Origin of the sequence: Streptomyces sp. NPDC004134, assembly GCF_042874195.1 — a bacterium.
Taxonomy (GTDB): Bacteria; Actinomycetota; Actinomycetes; order Streptomycetales; family Streptomycetaceae; genus Streptomyces.
This window is the reverse complement of record NZ_JBIAMS010000003.1, coordinates 171189-196776: the sequence shown is the minus strand read 5'-3', so window position 1 is coordinate 196776 and position 25588 is coordinate 171189. Positions and strand designations below refer to the sequence as shown.

Below are 25588 nucleotides of genomic sequence, written 5' to 3'. Positions count from 1 at the left end.
AGCCAGACGTGCCAGGAACCGTCACCGCCGATCTCCTTGACGATGCGCGGCAGGGCGGTGCCGACTACGGTTCCGTCCGGCATGGCCGGGAAGGCGCAGCCCGGCAGGGCAAACGTGATGCCGTCCGGCGCCGGGGCACGAGCGCGTCCTACGTGTCATTTGTGGTCACGGGCCTCCCCCGGGATCGTGAACGCGCCGTTGAGGAAGAGGTCCACCACTTCTTCAGTGGTCAGCGGATCCGGGGCGCCGGGGCGGCCGGCAGACATGAGCAGCATCTGGAACGCGTCCGCGAGCCGTTCCGGGGCCAATCGCAGGGAGTCCTGGTCGGGGCCGAACAGGGCGGCCAGGGCTGTGCCGGGATCCGGGGAACGGCCGTCCTTGGCGGGATTGGCAGGTGCAGGGATTTCCGGTCCCCCGGCCGACGCGAGGATGCCGGTAACGGCGAGGATGCGCGTCATGTAGCCGCGCATCACCTCGGCCGCCTCGGTGAGCCGGGCCGCCAGTGGCTGGTCGAGTGCGATCGATTCCAGGTGGACGAGGGTGCCGTCGGGCCGTACCGCCTCGGTTATGCAGGCCGCGAGCAGGGCGTCTTTGTCGGCGAAGGCCCGGAGGATCGTGCCCTCTCCAATGCCTGCGGCGCGCGCGATCTTCGCCGTGGACACGGAGGCGCCGTACTCGATGACGAGGGGAAGGGCCGCGGCGACGATCATCGCGCGGGCCTGGTCGGGGGCCGCATCGCGCCCGGAGGGAGCGGGGGAGGTCTCTGCCATACCTCCCAACTGTACGAAGTGGGTACTCGCTCCTTCAATCATGGTTCCGGGCGGCGGACCGTGGGTCATTCGTCGGCGCCGCCGTCCTCGTCGAGACCGCTGGCCCCGGGTCGCACAGCGGGCACTGGCCGTCGTCGATCCGGCCGCGGTCGAGGGCTCCGTACACCAGGTGAGACGAGCCCCGCAGCGGCAGGTCGCCGCGGGGCTCGTCGTTGCCGTGGATGACAGCCCGGTTGGGTTAGGGGTGGGTGAGGGCGTCCAGTAGGACGGGGAGGGAGCGGTGGAGTTCTCGTTTCCAGTATTGGGGTGAGTGCGTGCCCTTGTAGAAGTGCGTCGTCACGTCTGCACCCCTCTTCTGCAACTGCCGTGTCACTGCCTTCGACTCGCGGTACATCAGCGTTTCCGTAGGGGAGACGACGTCTTCGGCGAAGGGGTCGTCGGGGTCTTCGAGGCCGGGTATGTGTTCGTCCTCGAAGCCCGGGGGGTCGAGGATGCCCGCGGTGCCGTCGCCGCTGGAGAGGTAGGCGGGGACGTTGCGGAGGCGGTCGGCCAGGTAGTACGGGTCGTGGCGCTTCCAGTTCGTGGCGTGTGTCTCCGGGTCGCCCCAGATGTCCTTCCAGTCCGCGTCCAGGAGTCCGGCCCTGTTCAGGTAGCCGACCGCGGCCTCGATCGCGTGGGTGTGTTGCAGGGGGTGTACGAAGCCGCTGTAGCTGGCGGCCGCGTCGAACGTCCCCGGGTTGCGGCCCGCGTACGACAGGGCGCCGAAGCCGCCCTGGGACTCGCCGGCGACGGCGCGCTTGCGGCCGGCGCCGAAGTCGCGTTCGAGGATCGGGAGGACCTCCTTGAGGTGGAAGCTCTCGACGGCGGGCGGGCCGCCGTCGCCGTCGTTGTGCCAGTCGGTGTAGAAGCCGAACATCGGCATCTGCGGCATCACGACGAGGACGTCCCGCAGCTCCGCTGTCTCCTGCACCGCGTAGCTCTCCTCGTCGGTCCAGGTCTTGTAGTCGCCGTCGCCGCCGGCCAGGAGGTAGAGCACCGGCCACTTCCTGCCGGACTCGCCCTTGTCCCAGCCGTCCGGGGTCAGCAGCCGCACCTGGGCCTCGCCGTCCATGGCGGGTGAGTCAACGGTCAGGTCGACGATGCGGGGGCCGACGCGCTTCTCGTTGACGACGCGGGCGTCCCGCCCGGTCGCGGCGGGTTCTGCGGTCGCCTGGGACGCGGCCGTCGCGAGCAGGAGGCCCGCGGTGGCGACGGCGTGGGTTCGGATCGTGCGCATGGCGTCTCCCATGGGTGTGCGGGGTACGGAATGTCAGGCGTCGCGGGTGCGTAGCACCGCTGCGGCGGCTGCCGGCACGGCGGTCGTGTAGGCGACGACGAGCCACAGGGACGGCCAGGCGCCGAGACTGCCGACCGCCTCCGCGGACGCGTCGGAGGTCTGCATGAGCTTCTCCAGTGCGGCCGTCGGCGAGACGCCGGCGATCCAGCGCTGGGCGGCGCCGAAGACCGGGCCGAAGAGGGACGGCAGGAGCAGTACGCCGATGACGGTGGTGACCGCGCCGGCGGAGTGCCGTACGAGCGTGCCGACGGCGAGGCCGAGCACCCCGGCCGCGGCGAAGGAGCCGGCGATCCCGAACAGCGCGGGCAGCGGCTCGCCCTGGGCGTACGCCCCGTCGTCGAGCATGGCGTCGCCGACGAGGTACGCGACGGTGCAGGAGAGCAGCGACGTCGCGTACAGCACGGTCGCGACCAGCCCCGCCTTGGCGGCCAGCACGATGCCGCGCCGGGGGTTGGCGGCGAGGGTGGTGCGGATGGTGCGGATGGTGCCGCTGCTGTACTCGCCGGTCGTCACCAGCGCGCCGAGCACGGCGGCGAGCATCTGCGCGACCACGGCCCCGGTGAGGCTCCCGCCGAGCACCGTGTCGTCCGGCTGCAGGCTGCCCGTCGCGGCGACGAACACCGCGCCGGCCACGGGCAGGGCGGCCGTCGCCGCCATCGTCCATATCGTCGACCGGACGCTGCGGAACTTGATCGACTCGTACCCCACGGCTTGCCGGAAGCCGGCCTTCGCTCCTGGAGTCGTCGTCATCGGAGCGGCACCTCCTTCTCCGGCGCTGCCGGCACCGCCACGTACTCCGCCGCCGACTGCGACAGCGCCGTGTAGACCTCCTCCAGGGAGGCGTGCGCGGGGGCGAGTTCGTGGAGTGCGACGCCGTGGTCGCGCGCCAGGCCGCCGATGGCCGCGGCGTCCGGGCCCTGGACGCGCCAGCCGCCTCGGGCGTCGAGGCGGACGGCGGCGCCGCCGCGTTCCAGCAATTCGCGCAGCCTCTCCGGTTCCGGGGTGCGGACGAGCGTGTACGCCTGCGAGCGGGCCTCGATGAACGCGCGCACCGAGGTGTCGGCGAGGAGTTTCCCGCGGCCGATGACGATGAGGTGGTCGGCGGTCAGCTCCATATCGCTCATCACGTGGCTGGAGAGGAAGACGGTGCGGCCCTCGGCGGCCAGCGAACGCATCAGGTCGCGGATCCAGCGGATGCCCTCGGTGTCGAGGCCGTTCACAGGCTCGTCGAGGATCAGCACCCGGGGGTCGCCCAGCAGCGCGGCGGCGATGCCGAGTCGCTGGCCCATGCCGAGCGAGAATCTCCTGGCCCGCTTGCGGGCGGTCGCGGCCGGCAGCCCGACGAGGTCGAGGACCTCGGCCGCGCGCCGGTACGGGAGGCCGTTGCTCGCCGCGAGGCCGGCGAGGTGCTGGTACGCGGACCGGCCCCCGTGCACGCCCCTGGCGTCCAGCAGCGAACCGACCTCGGTCAGCGGGGCGCGCAGGTCCCGGTACGGCTTGCCGGCCACGGTCGCCGAGCCCGCGGTGGGGGTGTCCAGGCCGAGGACCATCCGCATGGTGGTGGACTTGCCGGCGCCGTTGGGACCGAGGAAGCCGGTCACCCGGCCCGGTCGGACGGTGAAGGACAGCCGGTCGACGGCGGCCTTGTCGCCGTATCGCTTGGTGAGTTCTCTTGCCTCGATCATGCCTGCGACGTTACGAAGCAGCACGGAACGGGACATCCGCCACCGGGAGTCGGGTGCTACCACGGTGGGAGTACGCATGCGGACGAGCTACCGCCCGCCCGGCCTGACCAGCCCCGTTTCGTACGCGAGCACCACGAGTTGGGCCCGGTCCCGGGCACCCAGCTTGGTCATCGCGTGGCTGACGTGCGTCTTCGCCGTGAGCGGGCTCATGATCAGCTCGCGGCCGATGCCCTCGTTGCTGAGGCCGGCCGCGACCAGCGCCATCACCTCGCGCTCGCGTTCCGTGAGCACTCCCAGCCGCTCGGCGCCGGCGGCCTCGGGCGCCTTCAGCCGCGCGAACTCCTCGATCACCCCGCGGGTCACAGCGGGTGCCAGCAGCCCCTGGCCCGCGGCGACGTCCCGGATGGCGGCGCGCAGCCCGTCCGGCTCGATGTCCTTGAGCAAGAACCCGGCCGCGCCGTGGCGCAACGCCTCGAAGACGTACGAGTCCACCCGGTAGCTGGTCAGCATCACCACCCGGACCCGGTCCAGGGAACGGTCGGCGGCGATCCGGCGCGTGGCCTCGATGCCGTCGATGCCCGGCATGCGGATGTCCATCAGCACCACGTCGGGCCTCGTCGTGCGCACCGCTTCGACCGCCTGCACCCCGTCCGCGGCCTCGGCGACGGCCACGAGATCGTCGGTGAGGTCCAGCAGCGCGCGGAAGCCGCCGCGTACAACGGCCTGGTCGTCGGCCAGCACCACCCGGATCGTCATGGCGTCGTCCTCTCCGCCGCGTTCGCCGCCGACTGCTCCACCGGCAGCCAGGCCCGAACCGCGAAGCCGCCTTCCGGCTCCGGCCCGTACTCGATCGTGCCCCCCACCGCCACCGCCCGCTCGCGCATCCCCACCAGCCCGAAGCCCTCCCCCGGTTCGGCACCCGGCCCGCGCCCGTCGTCCACCACCTCCACCGCCAGCCGACCGCCCGCCCGCCGCACCGAGACGGCGGCCCGTGCGGCACCGGCGTGCTTGATCACGTTGGTGAGCGCCTCCTGCACGATGCGGTACGCGGCCAACCCCACCAGCGGCGGCACACCCGCCTCCGTACCCTCCCGGCGCAACACCACCTCCACACCGCTCCCCGCAAACCGCCCCACCAGCTCCGGCAGCTCACCGAGCTCCGGTGCAGGCCCCACCGGCTCCACGTCCGAGTCCCGCAGCACGGTGACGGTCGCCCGCAGCTCCCGCACCGCCTCCCGGCCCGAGTCGCGCACCTGCCGCATCGCCTGCCGGGCCAGCTCCGGCCGGGCGTCCAGCGTGTCGAGGGCCACCCCTGCCTGCACGGTCATCGCGGTGACCGTGTGCGCCACGACGTCGTGCAGCTCGCGCGCAATACGTACGCGCTCGCCGTGCACCCGGCGGGCGGCCTCCCGCTCCCGGTCGGCCTCGGCCCGTTCTGCGCGGTCGGCGTACTCCGCGAGCAACTGCCGCCGGGTACGGACCACGACGCCGAGCAGCAACGGCACCAGCGGCCACACCATCTCCAGCACCGGAGCACCCTGCGGGTTCGCCTCCTCCCGGCCCACCTGCAACGCCACCGCCCCGGAGAGGCCCGCGGCGAGGAGCGCCGTGACCAGCGTCCGCCATCGCCCGCCGGTGACAGCGACCGTGTACAGCGACACGATCACCGGCAGGTTCAGCAACTCCCCGAGATGCCCGTGCAGCGCCCACCCGGCGCACGCCGCACCGGTCACCGCGGCCACCGGCACCGGCCACCGCCGCCGCCAGACCAAGGCCAGCAGGGACACGCCGAGCAGCAGCCAGGTCAGCCAGTCCGACTGCCGCGAATCCGGATGGTTCGCCGCGATGTCCGACGTGGCGAACGCCCCGACCCCGGCCACCACGAGCAGATCCACCACGAGGGGCGGGAGCGCGCGCACCCGCTCGCGGAGGCGGTCGAAGGCGGTGGCCGGAATCATGATCAGCACCATAGGTGCGGAAATGTGACGGTGCATACGCCCACGGGAGTAGGGGGCGCGGGTTCGCTTCACGGGCGGCTCGGGGGTCGGGTCGCCGCAGCCCGAAGCGGGCGGCGAGGCGATGTGTGTCCCGCAGGAGCCCGATGCCCGCGGTACGGGTCCGGGTGATGGAGCAGGCTGTCCGGGACGGCACCATCGCCCTGGATCCGGCGCGGGTCGTGGGCTGGCAATCGGAATACCGGAAGGCGGAGGACGAACTCGACGACCCGCGCGCCCTGGCCCTCTCCGACTGGGCCGCCCTCGCCGCGCTGGCAAGCGCGCCGGCCGAAGCGTCGTTCCAGCAGTTTGCCGGGTGGGGCGATGTGGTGCTCTTCGGCGCATGCACCGCCGCCCGGATCGGCGAGGTCTCCGGTGTCCGCGTGAGGGACATCGACCCGGTCAACTGGATCTGGACCGTTCGCCGCCAAACCACTCCTGCCCCGGGCGGACTGATCGACAAGAGCACCAAAGGAAAGGCGGCCCGACGCGTCCCGCTGATCGAGGAAGTGCGCCCCGTGGTGGCCCAGCGCCTCCTGACCGCCGGCCCCGACCCCGATGCCCGGCTGTTCACCCGACCCCGCGGCGGCCGGATCGCCACCGCCGTGCTGCGGGACGCCACCCACTGGGACGACGTGGTCACCAAGCTCGGCTACGCGCACCTCCGCCGGCACGGCCTCCGCCACACCGACCTCACGTGGATGGCCGACGGCGGCGTTCCCCTGCACGTATTGCGGATCATCGCCGGGCACGGCTCACTTCCGATCACCCAGCCGTACCTGCGTCCCGATCTTCACGCCCTGACGCGGGCGGGACAGTCGCTCAGTGCCCGTCTGTCGGGTGCGCCCGCCGCCTCGGAGGAAGCTCTCACGCCAACACTTCTAGCGTTGCAGGAGTCATACAATCAGAAGTGATCTTGGTCCCCAAGGAAACGCTCTGATCAGGGGTTTTCCCGATCCGTGGTCCCCACGTGGTCCCCGAATGCCTGACGCAACGTCAGTCTGATGACATGTCGGTAAATCGCAAAAGGCCCTCTGACCTGGGATTCCTCCCGCTCAAAGGGCCTCTTCAGCACCGTCGGGACGGCGGGATTTGAACCCACGACCCCTTGACCCCCAGTCAAGTGCGCTACCAAACTGCGCCACGTCCCGGTGCCCGGACGACCTGGGGTTTCGCCCCGGCCGATCGCGCACGAGAACCATACCGCATCCACCCCCGGGTCCTGCAAAGCCGATTGTCCCGGTGGCTCCGCGGGGTCAGAAGAGCCAGATCGCCGTGATCGCGGTGTTGTGGACGGTGTGGGCGACGATGCAGGGGACCAGCGAGCGGCGCCACAGGAGCAGGGCCGTGGTGACGGCTGCCAGGAAGGCGGCGAAGATCAGGTTGACGGGGCCGCCCAGTTCGTGGCCCGCGGTGAAGACGAGGGCGGAGAGGGCCGCGGCGGCGGTGAAGGTGGCGCGGCGGCGGAGGGGGGTCGGGATGGTCTCGCGGGCTCCCGGGGTGGCCAGGAAGGTCAGGAGGAGCAGGAGGGGGGCGCGGAAGAGGAGTTCCTCGTGGACGGGGGCCGAGAGGGCGCCGTCGAGGAGGTGGACGGTGGTGGAGGTGCCGGCTACGGCGGCGTGGCGGGGGTCCTCCGACGCGGGGGTGGCCGACAGGGCGGGGATGCGGACGAGGAGTTCGGCGGCCGCCAGGCACAGGGCGCCCGCGCCGACGCCGGCGGCCAGGCTGACCGTCGCCGTGCGGCGGGTGCCGGGGCGCAGGCCCAGAGCCGTGACGAGGCGGGCGGCGGCTGCTTTCAGGGACGTACGGGAGCCGGCGAGGAGCGCCGCGGCGAGGGTGAAGCCTGCGGCCAGGCCGAGGGCCGGGGCGATGTCGCGGGTGGTGAACTTCCACGCCTCGTAGCCCGGCAGCAGCGTGAGGCTGATGGGGATCAGCAGCGCGGTGCACGTCAGCGCCACCCACAGGAACGTCACCGACAGCACCCGCAGCACCCCGGGGTCGAGGTCGAGGCGGCGTATCAGCGCTGCTGTGCGGGTGGTCACGCGGCGGGCTCCAGCGGTTCTGCACCGTACGGGGGACGGCTCAACCGTAGGAACCGGGCCCGCGCGACGACCACGGTCTTAGGTCCCGAAGTGCTCCGCCCGCTGCTCCAGGCGTGCCACCCTGCCCTGCTCCCCCGCCGCCCAGCAGCCCAGGTCGGCGGAGCAGTCCACGGTGTCGTACGAACCGGAGTCGAAGCCGTGCCACGTGCGCCCGGCGTCGAAGGTGACGTCCGAGCCCGTCGGGCCCACGGCCAGGGCGACGCTGCGGCTGTGCGGCAGCCAGGTCACGCCCGAGCGGTACTGCGGCGGCGGCTTGCGGGCGTCCGTCCAGCTCGCGCCGCCGTCGCCGGTACGGGCCGCCGCGTCCGGCGACGGGTTGCCGGGCTGGAAGTCGCCGCCGACCGCGAGGCCGTGGCGGGCGTCGCGGAAGGCGAGGGCGAAGACGCCGCGCGCCGGGTCGCCGGCCGGGATGCCGGACTCGGCCTCCGTCCACGTACGGCCGCGGTCGGCGGAGTGCAGGACCCGCGCCGTCGCGCCGCCGCCGGTGGCGAACCAGGCGTCCGAGCGGCCCGCGCTCACCAGGCACTGCCCGCTGGCCGCGAACGCCGCGTCGCCCGGCTGCGCCGGCGGCATGCCCTCGTCGGGCAGCACCTTCCAGGACCTGCCACCGTCGGACGTCGACAGGATGCGGAACCGGCCGTCCACCGGGTCGCTGAGCGCGAGCCCGTCGCGGCCGCCGGCGAAGAAGGTGACGCAGTCGTAGAAGGCGCCGGGGTGGTCGTTGCGGAACGTCTCGGTCCAGGTCGCGCCGGCGTCGTCGGTGCGGTAGATGCGGGAGTCCTCGCCCGGCCCGATGGACAGCGCGACCGCGCTGCGCCGGCCCAGCGCCTCGATGTCGCGGAACTCCAGCGCCTCGGTGCCCGGCGGCGACACGTCCTGCCAGCTCCGCCCGCCGTCCGCCGTACGCAGCACCGTGCCGCCGGAGCCGGACGCCCACGCGGTGTCGCGGCTGACCGCCGACAGCCCGCGCAGCCGCGCCTTGCTGCCGGTGTCCTTCAGCTCCCAGCCGGGCAGGTGACGGGCTGCCGGCTTGCCGTCGGTGCCGGTGTCCGCGCCGGCGGCGGTGCCGGTGGCGTAGAGAGGTGCGGCGGCGAGTACCGCCACGCCCAGGCAGGTGGCGGCCTTGTGCCTCAGAGTTCCCCGCAGCGTCATGGCGGAGGAACGTAGCAGCCGCCGCACCGCTTGACGAGGGTGCCGCCGTGGCCGCGCGGGAGCGTCACCGGGGCGTCATCGTTCCCGTACGGACCTCGTGCCGCGCTCGCACGGGCCGGCCCTCACGCCTGCTCCGGCCACGCCTCCGGTGACGGGGACCGGCACGGTGCGGCGTCGAGGAGAAGGGTCACCGCGTCCGTCAGCGCGGCGCGCTCGCCCGCCGCCAGCCCCGCGGCCATCCCCGCGACCCGGCTCGTCACCTCGGTGTGCGCGCGGCCCGCCAGGTCCTCCCCCGCCGCGGTCAGCGCGATCCGGCAGGCGCGGCCGTCGTCGGCGTCCGGGGTACGGGCCACCAGGCCGCGCCGCTCGACGCGGTCCACCAGGCCGGTCAGCCCCGACTTGCCGAGGCGCAGCCAGCGGCTCAGCTCGCTCATCCCCACCGGGCCGCTGCTGAGCGCGCACAGCAACTGGACCTGCTGCGACGTGAGGCCGTGGCCGCGCCCGGCCTCGGCGAGGACGTGCTGGAGGGTGTGCGTCAGCCGTACCAGCGCGCTCGCCAGCGCGGCCGCGCCGGCGTCGACGGCCGGCGCCGCCGGCGCCGCCGGCGCCGCCGTCCGTCCCGTCCGTTCGCCCGTCATGACACCTCCCGGGGACACGCCCAGTTTGACACTAGTTCGCGGCACGAAATAATCTGGTTCGCAGCACGAACCAAATTCCCTCCGCTGAGGAAGCGCCATGCCCGACTACGGCCACGATCTCCGCTTCGGCATCAACCTCATCCCCTCCAGCCAGGACCCGGAGGCGACCGTCGCGCTGGCGCAGCTCTCCGAGCGCGCGGGCGCCGACCTGGTCACCTTCCAGGACCACCCCTACCAGCCGGCGTTCCTCGACACCTGGACGCTGCTCTCCTACGTCGCCGCCCGCACGGACTCCGTCACCCTGTCCGGCAACGTGCACCCGCTCCCCCTGCGCCCGCCGGCCCTGCTGGCGCGCAGCGCGGCGAGCCTGGACCTGCTGAGCGGCGGGCGGTTCGAGCTGGCGCTCGGCGCGGGCGGGTTCTGGGACGCCATCGCGGCGCTCGGCGGGCCGCGGCGCTCGCCGGGCGAGGCGGTCGAGGCGCTGGACGAGGGGATCCGGATCATCCGCGACACGTGGGACACCGACACCCGCGGCGGGATCCGCTTCGACGGGCAGCACTACCAGGTGCAGGGCGCCAAGCGGGGGCCGCGGCCGGCGCACGACATGCAGATCTGGCTCGGCGCGTACAAGCCGCGGATGCTGCGTCTCGTGGGCAGCGCGGCGGACGGGTGGCTGCCGTCGCTGCCGTACTTCGACTCCCCCGCCGCGCTCGCCGACGGCAACGCCGTGATCGACGAGGCGGCGGTGGCGGCGGGGCGGACGCCGGGCGACGTGCGGCGGCTGCTCAACCTCGGGCAGGAGCACCCGGCCGACCAGCTCGCGGAGTTCACGCTGACGTACGGCACGGGCACGTTCCTCATCATGACGAGCGAGCCGCGGGAGATCGAGCGCTTCCTCCGCGAGGTCGCGCCGGCTGTCCGCGAGCTGGTGGCCGAGTCCCGTGACCGCGGTGCCTGAGCCCGTGTCCGACGAGCGGGCGGGGGCCCGCGTGCCGGTGCAGCGCGGTGGCGGCGGACCGTACCGTACGGAGGATGGAGAGCATCGCTCCATTTCGAGAGCAGCGCTCTGGAACGAGAGCACCCGTCCCACCGTGCCCGAGGCGCGCACGCCCCGGCCGGGCGAGGACGTCTCCGCCGGCCACCACCTCGTCGAGGTCCACGACCACCTGCGCGACGAGCTGGCCCGGCTGCGCGAGCTTGTCGTCCAGGTGGCCGACGGCGCCCTCACCGCCTCCGCCGCCCGCTCCCACATAGCGGCGATGACCCTGCGGCAGAACAACTGGTCCCTCGGCGCGCACTGCGCCGCATACTGCCGCTTCGTCACGCTCCACCACACCACCGAGGACCGGCAGTTGTTCCCGGAGCTGCGCCGGTTCGACCCGCGGCTCGCGCCCGTGCTCGACCGTCTGTCGGAGGAGCACCTCGTCATCCACGACGTCCTGGAGCGCGTCGACCGCGCGCTGGTCGCCTTCGTCGCCGGCCCGGAGGGGGCGGCGGAGCTGCGCGGCGCGGTCGACCTGCTCGCGGAGGCGCTGCTGTCGCACCTGTCGTACGAGGAGGACGAGCTGGTGGCGCCGCTGGGCCGGTTCATGGGCGGCGGCTGACCCGGGCACGGCGCCCCCGCCGGCAGACCCGGCAGAGGCCCCCCGCGGCGTCCGCCCCCCGGCGGCCGTCGCGGGGCGGATGTCAGCGGGGTGGGTGACGATGGGGGCATGCTGTTCGCCGACCTCGCCCGTACCTCGCGGGAGATCGCCGCCACCCGGGCCCGCTCGGAGAAGACCGCGCTGCTCGCCGCGCTGTTCCGCGAGGCCGAGCCAGCCGACGCGCCCCTCGTGGTCACGTATCTGGCGGGCCGGCTGCCGCAGCGCAGGACGGGCGTGGGCTGGCGCGCGCTCAAGGACGCGCCCGCCGCCGCCCGGCAGCCGCGGCTGACCGTGCGCGAGGTGCACGACGCGTTCGACGCCATCGCCGCCGTCTCCGGCAAGGGCGCCCAGGCCGAGCGGCGCCGGCTGGTGCACGAGCTGCTGGGCGCCGCCACGACGGAGGAGCAGCGCTTCCTCGCCGGGCTGATCGGCGGCGAGCTGCGGCAGGGCGCGCTGGACGCGCTCGCGGTCGAGGGCCTGGCGGCCGCGGTGGACGCCGATCCGGCGCGGGTGCGGCGCGCGGTGATGCTCGCCGGTTCCGTGGGCACGGTCGCCGAGGCGGTGCTCGCCCGCGGCCCGGAGGCGCTGGCGGACTTCAAGCTGTCGGTCGGCAGCCCCGTACAGCCGATGCTCGCGCAGTCCGCGAAGGACGTGGACGAGGCGATCGACCGGCTCGGGCCGTGCGCCGTGGAGGAGAAGCTCGACGGCATCCGGGTGCAGGTGCACCGGGACGGCGACGACGTACGGATCTACACCCGCACGCTCGACGAGATCACCACCCGGCTCCCCGAGGTCGTCGCCGCCGCCCGCGAGCTGACCGCCGCGGACGCCGTGCTCGACGGCGAGGTGATCGCCCTCGGGGACGGCGGGGACCCGCGGCCGTTCCAGGAGGTCGCCGGCCGCGTCGGCTCCCGGGTCGACGTGGCGGGGGCGCAGCAGACGCTGCCGGTGTACCCGGTCTTCTTCGACCTCCTCGCCGTCGACGGCCGCGACCTGCTGACCGCGCCGATGCGCGAGCGCCACGCCGAGCTGGCCGCGATCACGCCGGAGCCGCGCCGGGTCCGCCGGGTCGAGGTGGCCGATCCCGAGGACGCGGCACAGCGGGCGGCGGCGCGGGAGTTCGCCGCGGCGACGCTGGACCGGGGCCACGAGGGCGTCGTCGTCAAGTCGCTGGACTCGGAGTACAGCGCGGGCCGCCGCGGCGCGGCCTGGCTGAAGGTCAAGCCGGTGCACACGCTGGACCTGGTGGTGCTCGGGGCGGAGTGGGGCCACGGGCGGCGTACGGGCACGCTGTCGAACCTGCACCTCGGCGCGCGGCGCGAGGACGGCTCGTTCGCGATGCTCGGCAAGACCTTCAAGGGGATGACGGACGCGCTGCTGGCGTGGCAGACGGAGCGGCTGCAGGAGCTGGCGGTGGCGCAGAAGGACTGGGGGGTGGTGGTGCTGCCGGAGCTGGTGGTGGAGGTCGCGTTCGACGGGGTGCAGCGCTCGCCGCGCTATCCGGAGGGGGTGACGCTGCGGTTCGCGCGGGTGGTGCGGTACCGGGACGACAAGACGGCGGCGGAGGCGGACACGGTGGCGTCGGTCCTGGAGATGCTGCGCTGAGAGCGCCCGGCTCAGCGGCCCTTCCGTGCCGTGCGGGCCCGGGGGTCGCGGGCCGTCGCCGCCACGGGACTTCGTGCGCTGCGGGCCCGGCGCCCCGCCGCGCCCCGCGTACGGCGCCCGCCTCGCGCCGAGCGGTGGCGCGAGGCGGGCCCTTCAGAGTCGGCAGGTGGGCGGGACCAGGGGCGGCGGCCCGCGCGACCGCCGACCCCGGCCCCGTACCGGAACCGGGAGATCCCGGCTCCGGCGTGCCCCGGCCACACGCGCCGGGCCGCAGCAGCACCGGCGCGAGTCCCCTGCCCGGGGCGGTTCGCGGTCAGTAGTGGATGCGTGCCCCTACTGCCCGGTGGTCGGAGTAGTCCATGTCCTGGTTGTCGCTGCCGGTCAGCTCCAGGTCGGCCGCGTCGCCCTCGTCGAAGGTCGGCACGACCGGGTGGCTGGTGCGCGGCGGCGCGCCGCTGGCGTTGCGGGCGAGGAGGAAGTCGATGCGGCGCGGCGTCGTCGTGTGCAGCGTCCACTTGTCGGCCAGGCAGTCCGGGATGGAGCCGCCCGCGTCGGCGCAGCCGGCGTAGACGGCGTCGCGGAAGCGGTAGGCGCCGCCGATGTCGCCGTTGGTGGCCTTGTACCAGGTGGTCCAGTTGTCCTGGCCGTTGGTGGTGCTGGCGGAGTGGTTGGCGTCGCCGCCGGCGACGAAGAGGTCGGCGACGCCGTAGCCGTCCTCGGTCAGCTCGTTGCTCAGCTCCGCGGCGTTGGAGACGTTGCAGTAGGTGCCGCCGTACGACTGCTGCGGCCAGTGGAAGGAGGCGGCGGTCACCGTCTTGCCGGAGCGCTTGTCGAGGAGCAGGGCCTTGACGCCCTTGGTCCGCGGCTGGTCGTTGTTCTCGCAGTTCGTCGAGCCGAGAGGGGTCTCGCGCTGCGCCTGCCACCGGTTGTCCGGGGAGGCGGACGTCTTCAGCGAGAGCCGGTCGGTGCGCCAGATGATGCCGTTGGTCTGCTGCTTCTTCCCCGCGCAGCCGTTGTCGCGCGACGCGGGGGCGTCCTCGGCGAGGACGCCGGCGTAGCTCTCGCCGAAGTGCTCCTCCATCCGCGTCAGCAGCAGGTCGAGCTGCTCGCGGTTGCTGATCTGCTGGACGAGGTAGATGTCCGGCCGGTACTCCTGGAGCCGCATGTAGTACATGAGGTCGTGCCAGTCGCCGGGGCAGGACTCCGTCGTGGTCGGCAGGTTCTCCACGTTGGCGTCGTAGACCTGGAGGAACGACGGGTCGTTGTTCGGCACCGCCTCGGCGGCCGCCACCGTGCCCGTAGCCGCGGTGTCCGCGGGCCCCGAGGCGGGCGCCGGCGACGCCAGGACGAAGGGCGCCGCCAGCGCTGCGGCGCCCAGAAGCGTTCGGTACTGCCACGAGTTCATCTGCTGTCCCCCTGTGTTCCGGTCGGTCACGGCAGGATCGCCCGGCGCGCAGGGCCCGGGCCGGGGATTGCACCAGAACGCAAACAAGCGGGACGACCCGGCACGCGCCGGGCGGCCGGCTGCGGGTTGCCATCGGGTGTTCCCCACCGGTAAAGATCCACGTGGTCACCGCCTCGCCCGGACCGGTCACACCTTCGGTATGCGTCTCGCCCTCGTCTCCGAGTCCTTCCCGCCCGACGTCAACGGCGTCGCCCACTGCGCTCTGCAGACCGCCCGGCACCTGGTGCGCCGGGGCCACGACCCGCTCGTGATCGCGCCGGAGGCACCCGCCGCCGCCGACGCGCCGTCGTGGGGTACGGACCTGGACGTCCCCTGCCCTGTCGTACGCATCCCCTCCGTCCCCCTGCCCGGCTACCGCCAGGTCCGCGTCGCCCTCCCCACCCGGCGCCTCGCCCCCGTGCTCGCCGAGCACGGCACCGAACTCGTCCATCTTGCCGCCCCCTTCGTCCTCGGCGCCCGCGGCATGTCCGCCGCCGTCCGGCTCGGCCTCCCCACCGTCGCCGTGTACCAGACCGACCTGGCCACGTACGCCCGCACCTATCTCGGTGCCGGCACCGCACTGACCTGGCGCCGGCTGCGCGCCGTGCACCGCCGGGCGGACCGCACCCTCGCCCCGTCCCTCGCCGCGGCCTCGGACCTCGCCGAGCACGGCATCCCGCGGGTACGCCTCTGGGCCCGCGGCGTCGACGCCCAGCGCTTCCGGCCCGGCCACCGCGACGAGGCCCTGCGCCGCGCGCTCGCCCCGAACGGCGAACTGCTCGCCGGGTACGTGGGCCGGCTGGCGCCGGAGAAGCACGTCGCCCTGCTGCGCGAGGTGTGCGCGGAGCCCGGGATACGGGTCGTCGTCACCGGTGACGGACCCAGCGAGGGCGCCCTGCGCGCCGCGCTGCCGGGCGCGCACTTCACCGGCCGGCTCACCGGAGCCGAACTGGCGCGGCTGTTCGCCTCGCTCGACGTCTTCGTGCACACGGGACCGTACGAGACCTTCTGCCAGACGGTGCAGGAGGCGATGGCCAGCGGCGTCCCGGTCGTCGCCCCGGCGTGCGGCGGCCCGCTGGACCTGGTGGCACACGAACGTACGGGCCTGCTGGTGCCCCCGCACGACGCGGAGGCGGTACGGGCCGCCGTGAACCGGCTCCGCGACCCGGCGCTGCGGGCCCGCTACGGCGCCGCCGCCCGCTCGGCGGTGGAGCGGCGGAGCTGGGAGCGCATCGGCGACGAACTCCTGGAGCACTACAGCGAGGTGCTGACGGAGACCGCCGCCGCACAAGCCACCCCGGCGAGGCGCCCGGCATCGCGCCCGGCACCCCCGCGGCCCGCCACGGCCCCTGCGGTCTCCGCCCCGGCCGCCGGGCGGCGCTACGTACCGCTCCGGCACCGGCACCGCGAGCCGGACCCCGCGGCCCCGGACGCAACCGGCACCGGGCGGCGGCCCCTGCGCCTCCGGCGCAACCGCCCCGCGGCACCGGAGCCCGCGCCCGGCGCCCTCCTCGCCCCCCGCGGCGACGACGAGCCCCGCACCCCGCACGGTGACACCCCCGCCGGCCCGGGCGGCACCCCGTGAGCCGGCCCCTGCGCATCGTGCGCCTGGCCAACTTCGTCACCCCCGTCTCCGGCGGCCTCCGCACCGCCCTGCGCGAACTCGGCGCCGGCTACGGGGCCGCGGGCCACGAACCCGTCCTCGTCGTCCCGGGCCCGCGGTACGCCGACACCCGCGAGGAGCAGGGCCGCGTCATCACCCTGCCCGGGCCGCGCGTCCCCGGCGCCGGCGGCTACCGGGTGCTCGCCGACCGGCGCCGCGTCGAGCGGCTGCTCGCCCGGCTCGCCCCGGACCGGCTGGAGGTCTCCGACCGCACCACCCTTCGCTGGACCGGCGCCTGGGCGCGCCGGGCCCGGGTGCCCGCCGTGATGGTGTCGCACGAGAGCGTGGACGGCCTGCTCGCCGCCTGGGGCGCCCCCGGCGGCCCGGCCCGCCGGGCCGCCGACCTGCTCAACGTCCGTACCGCGTACGCCTACCGCCGGGTCGTGTGCACGACGGACTGGGCGGCGCGGGAGTTCGAGCGGGTCGGGGCGCGGAACATCGTCCGGGCCCCGCTCGGCGTCGATCTGGAGCACTGCCACCCGGACCGGTACAGCGCCCGGCTGCGGGCGCGGTACGCGCCGGAGCCGGGCACCGTGCTGCTGATGCTGTGCTCGCGGCTGCACCCGGAGAAGCGGCCGGGTCGCGCCCTGGACGCGCTCGCGGTGCTGCGCGGGCGGGGCGTGCCCGCGCGGCTGGTGGTGGCGGGCGAAGGGCCGCTGCTGCGCGGGCTGCGGCAGCGGGCGCGCGCGGAGCGGCTGCCGGTGACGTTCCTGGGCCAGGTCTCGGACGCCCCCGAACTGGCCGGGCTGCAGGCCACCGCCGACGTGGTGCTGGCCCCGGGTCCCCCGGAGACCTTCGGGCTTTCCGCGCTGGAGGCGCTGGCCGCGGGCACCCCGGTGGTGGTCAGCGCCCGCTCCGCGCTGCCGGCCCTGGTCGGCACGGCGGGGGCGGTCGCGGAGGACACCGGCCGGTCGTACGCGGACGGGGTGCAGCGGCTGCTCGCCCGCCCGGAGGGCGAACGGCGCGGGGCGGCGCGGCGGCGCGCTGAGGGCTACACGTGGTCGGCGGCGACCGAAGCGTTCCTCGCCGCGCACGACGCCCCGTCTCCGCTACGCACCGGATCCCCCGCTCCGCTCGCCACTGTTCGTACGGGCAGCGTGCCGGCTCCGCCGACCGCCGACCGCCGGGCGGACGCCGGTGGCGCGCCCCGTACGCCGGTCGCGCGCGACGTCCGCCCGGCGGTCGCCCCCGCCGCCCTCACCACCCGCGAATCCTGCGCCGCCGCGAGCGACCCCCAGCATCCGGCAGCGGCAACCGAGGCCGCCCGCGCGGCCTTCGACGTCCCCGTGCCCCTCGATGATCTCCGGCCCCTCGCCGGCTGACCCCACCCGCGGCCGGCGAGAGACCGGCAACAGCCCCCGCGGGCCTTCCGTCAGCGCGATCACGTCGACGTCTTCCTGTACTACTCACCAGTCACCCGTCCCGCCCGCCCCACGGGACGTAAGCTGCCACTTCTTGGACACGTGATACGGGGCAGAACATGCAACTGGGGGACAACGGGGCGGAAGGGCCCGGGCGGATACTCGCCGGGCGCTACCGGGTGGTGACGCAGCTCGGACGCGGTGGCATGGGCACCGTGTGGCGGGCCGTCGACGAGCGGCTGGGGCGCGAGGTCGCGGTGAAGGAACTGCGCGCGTTCAGCGATTCGGACGCGCGCGACCTCGCCGAGATGAGGCTGCGCACGGAGCGGGAGGCGCGCGCCGCCGCGCGGGTGCGGCATCCGGGCGTCGTCGCCGTGCACGACGTGACGGAGCACGACGGCCGGCCGGTCATCGTGATGGAGCTGGTCGACGGCCCGTCGCTGGACGACGTGCTGCGCGAGCGCGGCGGCGTCACGCCGGCCGAGGCGGCGCAGATCGGGCTGAAGGTGGTCGACGCGCTCGGCGCCGCGCACCGCGCGGGGGTGCTGCACCGGGATGTGAAGCCGGGCAACATCCTGCTGGAGCGCGGCGGCCGGGTCGTGCTCAGCGACTTCGGCATCGCGGCCATGGAGGAGCCGGCCGACGGCAACAGCACGCATCTGACGCGCAGCGGCGAACTGGTCGGCTCGCTGGACTACCTGGCGCCGGAGCGGGCGCGCGGCGAGCAGCCGGGGCCGCCCTCCGACCTGTGGTCGCTGGGCGCCACGCTGTACGCGGCGGTGGAGGGCATCTCGCCGTTCCGCCGTACGTCGACGTGGTCGACGATCACCGCGATCATCGTGGACCCGCTGCCGGAACCGCGCCGGGCCGGGCCGCTCGCGCCCGTGCTGCAGGCGCTGATGGCCAAGGACCCGGGCGAGCGCGCCGACGTCGACCGGGCGCGGGCACTGCTGGAGCCGGTCGCCGGGACGGCGGGGCCGCCGGCCGCGCAGGGGCCGGACACGGTGCGGCTGGGCCGGGTGCCGGCCGCGCCGCCGCCGGGCGCGTACGGGCCGCCGGCCGGGCTCGCGGCCCCCGGACCCGCCGCCCCGCAGGGGCAGTTCGGCCCGCCGCAGCTCGGGCCGCCGGGGACGGAGTCCCGTACCGCCGAGCAGACGGCGCCGCAGCGGCGGCGCCGCGGACGCCGCTGGGTGCCGGTCGCCGCGGCCGCGGCGGCGGTGCTGCTCGCCGGCGGCGGCGTGACGTACGCGCTCGCCGGGGGCGACGACGGCGAGCCGGCCGCGAGCGGGGAGAAGGAGGAGCCCGCCGCGGAGGTCGTCCCGCCGTCGCCCGGATCGGGCGGCGGGGACAAGAAGCAGGACGGCAAGGGCGGGAAGGACGAGAAGGGCGAGAAAGAAGGCAAGGACGACGAGGGCGGGGACGAAGCGGACGGGCCGGCCGCGGACGGCGACGGCTCCCCCGCCGAGGAGGCCGGCGCCACGGACGGCGGCGGTGGTGGTACGGACGACGGTGGCGCCGGCGGCGCCGGCGACGGCTCCGGCTCGGGCGGCGGCGGCAGCACCGGGGACGGCGGCAGCGGCGGGAGCGGTGGCGGCGACGCCGGCGGCGGGAGCACGTCGGGCGGCGGCGGCAGCACCGGCGGCGGCTCGGCCCCCGACCCGTCCTGCACGCCCATCGGCGGCGGGAAGTACAACTGCGAGGTGTGGCAGCCCGCCACGTCGTACGACGTGGCACACCGCCCGGTCGGCACGCTCTACGCCGGCACGAACTACTTCTTCTGCCAGGAGAAGAAGTCCTACCGCGAGACGTCCGGCGAGTGGACGAACGTCTGGTGGGGCAAGACGGACGACGACAAGGGCAACGCCGGCGTCTGGGTCAGCGTCGTCTACATCAAGGGCGGTGCGAACGACGCCCCCGTCCCAGGGCTGCCGGTGTGCTGAGATGATCGTGGGGTGACCGACCTGAACGCCGCCGCCGTACGGGACCAGCTCCGCCTCGACGGCACGTACGCCTCGTGGACCGACGCCCTGGCCGCCGCCCACCCTGCGCCACCGCCCGCCGGTGTGCCGCGGGGCGCGGAACTGACCGCGCTGCTGCGCGCGGTCGGCGTCCCCGAGCGCGAGGACGCCGAGCTGACCGCCGCGCTGGCGGAGGTGACCGCCGCGGGATCGCCGTACGCGTGGCTGCTGGACCGCGCCGTCGCCGCGCGGGCCGCCGCGCTGGGGTCGGTCGGCGACGACCGGGGCGATCCCGGCAGCGGCCCCGCGCTGCCCGCGGCACTGGGCGCGGCGGGGCGCTGGTTCCACGCCGCGGTGTTCCTCGCCGCGCTGCCGGAGGTGCGGGCGTACCACGCGCGCCACGGCGTACCGGACGACGTGTCCTGGGCGACCCTCGCCGACCTCGGCAACAAGGTGGGCGTCCACCGGCGGGTGTACGGCGTGGGCGGTATGGACAAGCAGTGGTGGATGGTGCTGCCGTACGGCGGCATCCTTTACCGGCTCGGGCGGCTGCAGTTCAACCTCGACCGCGACCCGGTCGCCGGCCACGGCCTGGACGTGCACATCCCGGAGGGCGGCCCGCTGGACCCGCAGGCGTGCGAGGAGTCGTACGCGCGGGCCGCGGAGTTCTTCCCGCGCCGCTTCGGTGCGTTCCTCTACGGCGCGAAGGACAGCGCGGCCCGCGGTGACCTGCGAATGAACTGCAGGTCGTGGCTGCTGGATCCGCAGCTCGCGGAGTATCTGCCGGCCGGAAGCAACATCGTGCGCTTCCAGCGCCGGTTCACCCTCGATCCGCGGGACCCGGCCGACGTGCCGGAGCCGGACGAGAACGGGCTCGCGGCGTCCGACCGCGGAATCGTCGAGTTCGTGTTCCGGCGGATGGTGCGTACGCCCGCGGACGTCAGGGCGCTGCCGGCGCGTACGACGCTGGAGCGGGCGGTCGTGTCGCACATCGCCGGGGGCGGGCACTGGGACACGCCGCGCGGGTCGTTCATGCTCCCGGTCCCCGGCTGAGGGACACCCGCGGCTCAGAACGCCCCGTGCCGCCCCTCCCCCGCGGCGAAGCGCCCGGCCCCGGCGACCGCCTCGCCGAGCGCGGCGCTGCCGTGTCGCAGCTCCGCCGCAATGGCCTCCGCCTCCGGCAGGCCGTGCTGCTCCAGCACCGAGGCACGGTCGGCGCGCAGGCAGGTCTGCGGGAACCGGGCGATCTCCGCGGCCAGTTCCTCGGCCGCGGCACGCGCCCGGCCGGGCGGCACGAGCCGGTTGGCGAGTCCCATCTCGTACGCCTCGGGGGCCGGGACCGGGCGGCCGGTGAGGATGAGGTCGAGGGCGCGGCCGGTGCCGATGAGCCGCGGCAGCCGTACGGTGCCGCCGTCGATCAGCGGCACGCCCCAGCGGCGGCAGAAGACCCCGAACACCGCGTCCTCCTCCGCGACCCGCAGGTCGCACCAGAGCGCCAGCTCCAGCCCGCCGGCGACCGCGTGCCCGCTGACTGCGGCGATGACGGGCTTGGTCAGGCGCATCCGGGTGGGGCCCATGGGCCCGTCGCCGTCGGGCGCGACGCGGTTGCCCTCGGGGGTGCCGATGGCCTTGAGGTCCGCGCCCGCGCAGAAGGTGCCGCCCTCGCCCCACAGCACGGCGGCGCGGGCGCCGGGGTCGGCGTCGAAGTCCCGGAAGGCGGCGGCGAGTTCGGCGGCGGTGGGGCCGTCGACCGCGTTGCGGACGCCGGGCCGGGCGAGGACGACGGTGGTGACGGGGCCGGTGCGCTCGATGCGTACGTGTCCGCTCATGACCGGACGTTACCAGCGCGTAGGGCCGCGGGAGTACGGGCCGGGGCGCCGCCGCCCGGCCCGGTCCGTACGGTACGGACCGGGCGCGGCGCTCAGGCCGGCCGGCCCGCGACGAGGTCGAGCGGCCCGCCGCCGTCCTCCAGCGCGCCGAGACCTGCCCGCGCGATGGCGGCGCCGCGCGGCGGCAGCAGGTCGTCGAACTCGTCGGGCGACGCCAGCCGCCAGTCGACGATCTCGGTGCCGTCGACCCGCACGCCGGCCAGGTCGGCGGAGTCCAGCACCCCGCCGTCGTACACGTAGACGACGAGCGCGGGCGCGGGCCTGCGCGAGGCGAAGTCGACGGCGAGCAGCCGGCCGAGCGGCCGGTCGAGCCCGGTCTCCTCGCGCAGCTCCCGCCGCGCCGCGGGGCGCGGGGTCTCGCCGAGGTCGCTGTCGACGCCGCCGCCCGGCAGTTGCCAGCGGCCGTCGTCGCGGTAGCCGGCGCGGACCAGCAGCAGCCGGCCCGCGCTGTCGCGCACCAGTGCGCCGGCGCCGACGAGCACGCGCGGGCGCACGGCGAGGTACGAGGACGGGTCCAGCGCGGCGGCATGCTCCAGTTCCGCGCGGCGGCCGGCGGAGACGGCGGCGCACGAGCCGGGCTGGGGTTCGCCGCCGACGAGGTGGGCGACGGCGCCGGTGTCCCAGGCGTCGAGCGCGGCGCGCAGCCGGCGGGCGGCGAGGGCGGGCAGGGCGGCGAGGGCGGCGTCGCGGTCCAGCCAGGTCGTGGTGAGTCCGGCGGGGTCCCCGTCACCGGCGGCGCCGAGGGCGGCCGCCGCGGCGGCCGGCGGCGCGGCCGCGTAGAGGTGGACGAGCCCGGCGCGGCCGCCGGCAGGGGGGACGGAGTCCACGGCGAGGAGCCGCCCGGCGGGCAGGTCGGCACCGAGGGCGTCGCGCAGCGCGCGGGTCAGCGCCTCCTCCGGGGTCTGCAGGCCGGAGACGGCGACGCCGGGCAGCACGGGCTCGGCGTCGGCGGCCGGCTCGGCGGGCAGCAGCACGAGGACGCGCCCCGCGCGGTCCTGCACCACCGCGGTCGCGGTCACCGCGGGCCCGTGGGCGGCCTCGGCGTGCGGGGGCGGGCTGTCCGGCTGGGCGGCGGTGCCGGCGGTCGTGAGCATGTGACGGCTCCTCGGTTCGGGGGGGCGGCTGGTGGACGGCCGGCGGTCGTCGGATGGCCGGGCGTCAGCCGGGGTTGGCCGCGTGCGTCAGGGTCTCCCAGGCGACGAACAGGTCGTCCGTGCCCGCGGGCCGCTGCCGCGCGAGCAGCTTCGCGGTCTGCGGCAGGTCGACGCCGAGCCGGTCGTGGTAGTGGTGGTACGCCACCTCCAGGTCGGGGCCCATGGTGCGCTCCACCCGGCCGCCGCACAGCGACGCGGGCGGGCGCTCGCCGAGCTGGTAGCGGGCGTGCAGCTCCAGCGCGGCGGTGATCCGCGGCTGCACCTCGGCGTAGAGGTCCGTGCCCTGGTGCCAGGCGGTCTCGGCGATGTGCGCGGTGGCGGCGAGGGCGTAGCCGACGTGCATCAGGTTGCGGCACGCCTCCTGGGCCAGGCCCTGGGGGTAGGTGCGCTGGCCGAACCAGTAGGTGGTGATCTCCCTGGCCGTGTCCGTCTTGCCGCCGGGCGGGGGCTTGGGCCGGGGGCCGTCGGCGCGGACGTAGAAGTACGCGGGCACGCGGGCGCGGAAGCGGCGCAGGGCCGCGTCGTAGGCGGGGCGGTCGTCGAGGAAGACGGCGATGCCGGTGGCGGCGTCGGTCATCGCCAGGTCCCAGTTGCCGTTGTAGTCGGGGACGGCGCCGGTGACCTCGGGGAGGTAGACCTCGCGCAGCAGCCGGCCGAAGCGGCGTGCGGCCGCGCGCGGCCAGCCGTCGTAGGTGGCGCGGACCAGCTCGGCGGCGCGGGCCCAGGAGGAGCCGGCCCAGGCGGCCTGGAGCGGGGCGTTGCCCTCGGTGTGGTCGGTGAGCCCGGCGGACCAGGCGTCCATGATCTGCACGGCCTTCTCGGCGTGCGCGCGGTCCCGGGTGACGGCCCAGATCAGCGCGTGGGTGTACGCGGCGATGGCGTCCTCGCGCTCGTCCGTGCAGCCGACGCCGGGGTTGGTGTCCGGCGGGCACTCGACGACCGGCACCGGGTGCGGGACGTAGGAGAGGCGGCCGTAGCGGCTGCGGCGCATCGCGCGGAAGGCGCGGAAGGGCCTGTCGCCGTCGTTCACCCGGGAGCGTACGGCGCGCAGTTGGGGGCCGCTGACCAGCACCCCGGGGTGGCGGAAGGGGGCCGTCGCGCGGTGCGGCCCGCGGGGCAGCGTCTCGGCGGGGCCGCCGGCCGCGACGACGGTGAGCAGCGCGAGGAGCAGGACCGCAAGGCGGCGGGGGAATCGACTGGGTGCCATGGCACACCTCCACCGTCAGACTCGAACGCCCGCTGCCCGTACGCATCCAGAGTGGGGCCGAACGGGGGCGGCCGGGGCACCCCGTTCGGCGGCACCGCCCCGTGCGGCCTCAGCGCAGGTAGTTGTAGACCGTCGCCCGCGACACCCCGAGCAGCTCGGTGACCAGCCGGACCGCGCTCCTGACCTCCAGCAGCCCGCGGGCGCGCAGGTCGCGGACCAGCTCGCGGCGGTCCGCGGAGGCCAGCGCCCGCGGCGTCTGGCCGCGGGCGGCGGCGAACTCCTCGACGGCCGCGCGCAGTTCGTCCGCGGTACGCGCCCGCAGGGTCTCGGTCAGCGGCAGCCCGGGGTCCTCCACGGCGGTGAGGGCCTGGAGCGTACGGGCCGTGCGGTCGAGGACGGAGACGTCGAGGTTGAGGCAGAGGGCCGCGACGTATGCGCCGGCGGAGTTCCGGATGCCGATCGACGTGCTCTTCGCGGGCCGGCCGTCGGGAAAGCGGTTGGGATAGTTCTGGATGACCTCGGGGTAGTCCGGGTCCTCGATGCGGGCGAGGCCCAGCTCGGTGGCGGGGTCGCCGGGGCTGCGGCCGGAGAGCGGGTTCTCGATGGTACGGACCGCGTGCCGCGGGTCGCGCAGGTCGTGCAGGACGACCTCGCAGACGCCGGGGAACATCCGCCCCAGGGCGGTGACGATCTTCTCGGCCTCGCGCAGCAGCAGTTCGTCCTCGGCGCTCACGCCCCGCCCCCGAACACGCCGGCCAGCACCGGGGCCGCCTTCAGCCCGGTGCCGGTGAGCAGCACGGCCGTCGTCTCGCCCGGCCGGATGGCGCCGCGGGCGCGGAAGACGTCGACGGCCGCGGCGGCGGTGGCGCTGGTCGGCTCGGCGTAGAGGCCGAGGGCGGCGAGGCGGACGACGGCGGCGCGGATGCCGTCCTCGCCGATCGCCGCCATGTCCCCGCCGGAGCGGCGCACGGCGCGCAGCACCTCCGGCAGCCGGACGGGCTCGCGGATCGCGGTGCCCTCGGCGATCGTCGGGGCGAAGCCGGCGGGTACGGGCCCGTCGGCGCCGGCGGCGAAGCTCGCGTGGATGGGGGCGCAGTTGGCGGGCTGGGCGGCGAGGATGCGGGGGCGGCGGTCGATGTGGCCGGCGGCGAGGAGTTCGCCGAAGCCGGCGTCGAGGCCGAGGACGGTGCTGCCGGCGCCGGCGACGGTGACGACGCAGTCGGGGGCGGCGAAGCCGAGGTCCTCCCAGAGTTCGTAGGCGAGGGTCTTGGTGCCCTGGAGGAAGAGCGGGTGCCAGTTGTGCCCCGCGTACGGGACGGTCGCGGCCCTGCGAACGGCCTCGGCGGCGGTGGCGTCCCGGCCGCCGGGGACCAGCTCGACCTCGGCGCCGTACGCGCGGGCCTGCAGCACCTTCGCCGGGGAGGTGCCCTCGGGGGCGAGGATCCGGGCGCGGATGCCGGCGGCGGCGCAGTAGGCGGCGACGGAGGCGCCGCCGTTGCCCGAGCTGTCCTCGATGACCTCGTCGACGCCGAGCCCGGCGAGCGCGGAGATCATCACGGTGCTGCCGCGGTCCTTGAAGCTGCCGGTGGGGCCGAACCACTCCGGCTTGAAGAACACCTCCCCCTCGCCCCAGCGGCGGGCGAGCAGCGGGGTGCGGCCCTCGCCGAGGGAGACGGGCGCCTCGATGCCGAAGGGCAGGGCGGCGCGGTAGCGCCACAGGGAGCGCTCGGCGGTGTCGATGTCGTCCCTGCCGATCCCGGGCACGCCGCCGGCCTGGAGGGGGGTGCCGTCGTCCGCGCGCCAGCGGAGGGCGTCGAAGGGGTACGTACGGCCGGATCGCTCGTCCACCAGATGAGTCATAGTGTCCAACTCTAGACGATCCGTCCATGTCGTCCGCGCAGACGTTCCCGAACGTCCCCCTACGCCCCGGTGACGGCGGCCGCCGCGGTCACCACAATGGGCCGGGTCCGTGACGCCCACCCGGCCG

The 25588-nt window shown here is 75.3% G+C and carries 21 protein-coding genes, 1 tRNA gene and 2 pseudogenes; 8 read left to right on the top strand and 16 right to left on the bottom strand.

Annotation, left to right across the window (positions count from 1 at the left end; all coding sequences use genetic code 11):
- Positions 1 to 155 precede the first annotated feature (155 nt).
- From ACFYVJ_RS06080 to ACFYVJ_RS06055, 6 genes are all read right to left on the bottom strand, one after another.
- Positions 156 to 770: a TetR/AcrR family transcriptional regulator gene (locus ACFYVJ_RS06080; RefSeq protein WP_388887023.1), complete on the bottom strand. Its 615-nt coding sequence runs from the start codon at positions 768 to 770 to the stop codon at positions 156 to 158.
- A 238-nt stretch (positions 771 to 1008) separates the two neighbouring features.
- Positions 1009 to 2046: an alpha/beta hydrolase gene (locus ACFYVJ_RS06075; RefSeq protein WP_388887021.1), complete on the bottom strand. Its 1038-nt coding sequence runs from the start codon at positions 2044 to 2046 to the stop codon at positions 1009 to 1011.
- A 33-nt stretch (positions 2047 to 2079) separates the two neighbouring features.
- Positions 2080 to 2856 (bottom strand): ABC transporter permease, encoded by a 777-nt coding sequence (locus tag ACFYVJ_RS06070; RefSeq protein ID WP_388887019.1) that lies wholly within the window; start codon positions 2854 to 2856, stop codon positions 2080 to 2082.
- Positions 2853 to 3791 carry an ABC transporter ATP-binding protein gene (locus tag ACFYVJ_RS06065; protein ID WP_388887017.1) on the bottom strand — a complete coding sequence of 313 codons (939 nt, stop codon included), beginning with the start codon at positions 3789 to 3791 and terminating at the stop codon, positions 2853 to 2855. Before ACFYVJ_RS06065 ends, ACFYVJ_RS06070 begins: the two co-directional genes overlap by 4 nt.
- An 87-nt stretch (positions 3792 to 3878) precedes the next feature.
- Positions 3879 to 4547, bottom strand: coding sequence for a response regulator (locus ACFYVJ_RS06060; RefSeq protein ID WP_388887015.1), 669 nt, complete (start codon positions 4545 to 4547; stop codon positions 3879 to 3881).
- The gene (locus ACFYVJ_RS06055; RefSeq protein WP_388887013.1) at positions 4544 to 5749 is read right to left on the bottom strand and encodes a sensor histidine kinase; all 1206 of its coding nucleotides are present in this window, start codon (positions 5747 to 5749) and stop codon (positions 4544 to 4546) included. The genes ACFYVJ_RS06060 and ACFYVJ_RS06055 overlap by 4 nt, the downstream gene beginning before the upstream one ends.
- Before the next feature lie 143 nt (positions 5750 to 5892).
- Here ACFYVJ_RS06055 and ACFYVJ_RS06050 point away from each other — a divergent pair, with 143 nt between their 5' ends.
- A complete protein-coding gene (locus ACFYVJ_RS06050; RefSeq protein ID WP_388887011.1) occupies positions 5893 to 6699 on the top strand; it encodes a tyrosine-type recombinase/integrase in 807 nt (268 codons plus the stop codon).
- A gap of 163 nt (positions 6700 to 6862) precedes the next feature.
- Here the strand turns inward: ACFYVJ_RS06050 and ACFYVJ_RS06045 are convergent.
- From ACFYVJ_RS06045 to ACFYVJ_RS06030, 4 genes are all read right to left on the bottom strand, one after another.
- Positions 6863 to 6936: transfer RNA gene (locus tag ACFYVJ_RS06045), tRNA-Pro, on the bottom strand.
- 105 nt (positions 6937 to 7041) lie between these two features.
- Positions 7042 to 7827, bottom strand: a complete 786-nt coding sequence (locus ACFYVJ_RS06040; RefSeq protein ID WP_388887009.1) for a CPBP family intramembrane glutamic endopeptidase — start codon at positions 7825 to 7827, stop codon at positions 7042 to 7044.
- 78 nt (positions 7828 to 7905) lie between these two features.
- Positions 7906 to 9039: a WD40/YVTN/BNR-like repeat-containing protein gene (locus tag ACFYVJ_RS06035; RefSeq protein WP_388887007.1), complete on the bottom strand. Its 1134-nt coding sequence runs from the start codon at positions 9037 to 9039 to the stop codon at positions 7906 to 7908.
- 122 nt (positions 9040 to 9161) lie between these two features.
- Positions 9162 to 9677, bottom strand: a complete 516-nt coding sequence (locus ACFYVJ_RS06030; protein ID WP_388887005.1) for a MarR family winged helix-turn-helix transcriptional regulator — start codon at positions 9675 to 9677, stop codon at positions 9162 to 9164.
- Positions 9678 to 9774: 97 nt separating this feature from the next.
- Between ACFYVJ_RS06030 and ACFYVJ_RS06025 the strand changes: the two genes are divergently transcribed.
- The 3 genes from ACFYVJ_RS06025 to ACFYVJ_RS06015 all read left to right on the top strand — a co-directional run bounded on the left by ACFYVJ_RS06025 (position 9775) and on the right by ACFYVJ_RS06015 (position 12925).
- A complete protein-coding gene (locus ACFYVJ_RS06025; protein ID WP_388887003.1) occupies positions 9775 to 10635 on the top strand; it encodes an LLM class flavin-dependent oxidoreductase in 861 nt (286 codons plus the stop codon).
- Between the two features lie 133 nt (positions 10636 to 10768).
- On the top strand, positions 10769 to 11281 hold the full coding sequence (locus ACFYVJ_RS06020) for a hemerythrin domain-containing protein (protein WP_388887002.1): 513 nt from the start codon (positions 10769 to 10771) through the stop codon (positions 11279 to 11281).
- Positions 11282 to 11389: 108 nt separating this feature from the next.
- On the top strand, positions 11390 to 12925 hold the full coding sequence (locus ACFYVJ_RS06015; RefSeq protein WP_388887001.1) for an ATP-dependent DNA ligase: 1536 nt from the start codon (positions 11390 to 11392) through the stop codon (positions 12923 to 12925).
- 313 nt (positions 12926 to 13238) lie between these two features.
- On the opposite strand, the gene ACFYVJ_RS06010 is transcribed toward ACFYVJ_RS06015, so the two are convergent.
- On the bottom strand, positions 13239 to 14330 hold the full coding sequence (locus ACFYVJ_RS06010; RefSeq protein WP_388887000.1) for a hypothetical protein: 1092 nt from the start codon (positions 14328 to 14330) through the stop codon (positions 13239 to 13241).
- A gap of 199 nt (positions 14331 to 14529) precedes the next feature.
- Here ACFYVJ_RS06010 and ACFYVJ_RS06005 point away from each other — a divergent pair.
- The 4 genes and pseudogenes from ACFYVJ_RS06005 to ACFYVJ_RS05990 form a co-directional block, all read left to right on the top strand.
- Positions 14530 to 15663: pseudogene (locus tag ACFYVJ_RS06005) on the top strand (glycosyltransferase family 4 protein); the annotation flags it as partial.
- A gap of 287 nt (positions 15664 to 15950) precedes the next feature.
- Positions 15951 to 17111 (top strand): annotated as a pseudogene (locus ACFYVJ_RS06000) (glycosyltransferase); the annotation flags it as partial.
- 401 nt (positions 17112 to 17512) lie between these two features.
- Positions 17513 to 19333: a serine/threonine-protein kinase gene (locus ACFYVJ_RS05995; protein WP_388886998.1), complete on the top strand. Its 1821-nt coding sequence runs from the start codon at positions 17513 to 17515 to the stop codon at positions 19331 to 19333.
- 12 nt (positions 19334 to 19345) lie between these two features.
- On the top strand, positions 19346 to 20404 hold the full coding sequence (locus ACFYVJ_RS05990) for an acyltransferase domain-containing protein (RefSeq protein WP_388886996.1): 1059 nt from the start codon (positions 19346 to 19348) through the stop codon (positions 20402 to 20404).
- Between the two features lie 14 nt (positions 20405 to 20418).
- Here ACFYVJ_RS05990 and ACFYVJ_RS05985 read toward each other — a convergent pair whose 3' ends face one another.
- The 5 genes from ACFYVJ_RS05985 to ACFYVJ_RS05965 form a co-directional block, all read right to left on the bottom strand.
- Positions 20419 to 21180: a crotonase/enoyl-CoA hydratase family protein gene (locus tag ACFYVJ_RS05985; protein ID WP_388886995.1), complete on the bottom strand. Its 762-nt coding sequence runs from the start codon at positions 21178 to 21180 to the stop codon at positions 20419 to 20421.
- 92 nt (positions 21181 to 21272) lie between these two features.
- Positions 21273 to 22334, bottom strand: coding sequence for an NUDIX domain-containing protein (locus tag ACFYVJ_RS05980; RefSeq protein ID WP_388886993.1), 1062 nt, complete (start codon positions 22332 to 22334; stop codon positions 21273 to 21275).
- A gap of 64 nt (positions 22335 to 22398) precedes the next feature.
- Entirely contained in the window at positions 22399 to 23601 is a 1203-nt protein-coding gene (locus ACFYVJ_RS05975) for an alginate lyase family protein (protein ID WP_388886991.1), read from the bottom strand.
- A 109-nt stretch (positions 23602 to 23710) separates the two neighbouring features.
- On the bottom strand, positions 23711 to 24334 hold the full coding sequence (locus ACFYVJ_RS05970; protein ID WP_388886989.1) for a transcriptional regulator: 624 nt from the start codon (positions 24332 to 24334) through the stop codon (positions 23711 to 23713).
- Positions 24331 to 25461: a pyridoxal-phosphate dependent enzyme gene (locus tag ACFYVJ_RS05965; RefSeq protein WP_388886987.1), complete on the bottom strand. Its 1131-nt coding sequence runs from the start codon at positions 25459 to 25461 to the stop codon at positions 24331 to 24333. Before ACFYVJ_RS05965 ends, ACFYVJ_RS05970 begins: the two co-directional genes overlap by 4 nt.
- Between the last annotated feature and the right edge of the window lie 127 nt (positions 25462 to 25588).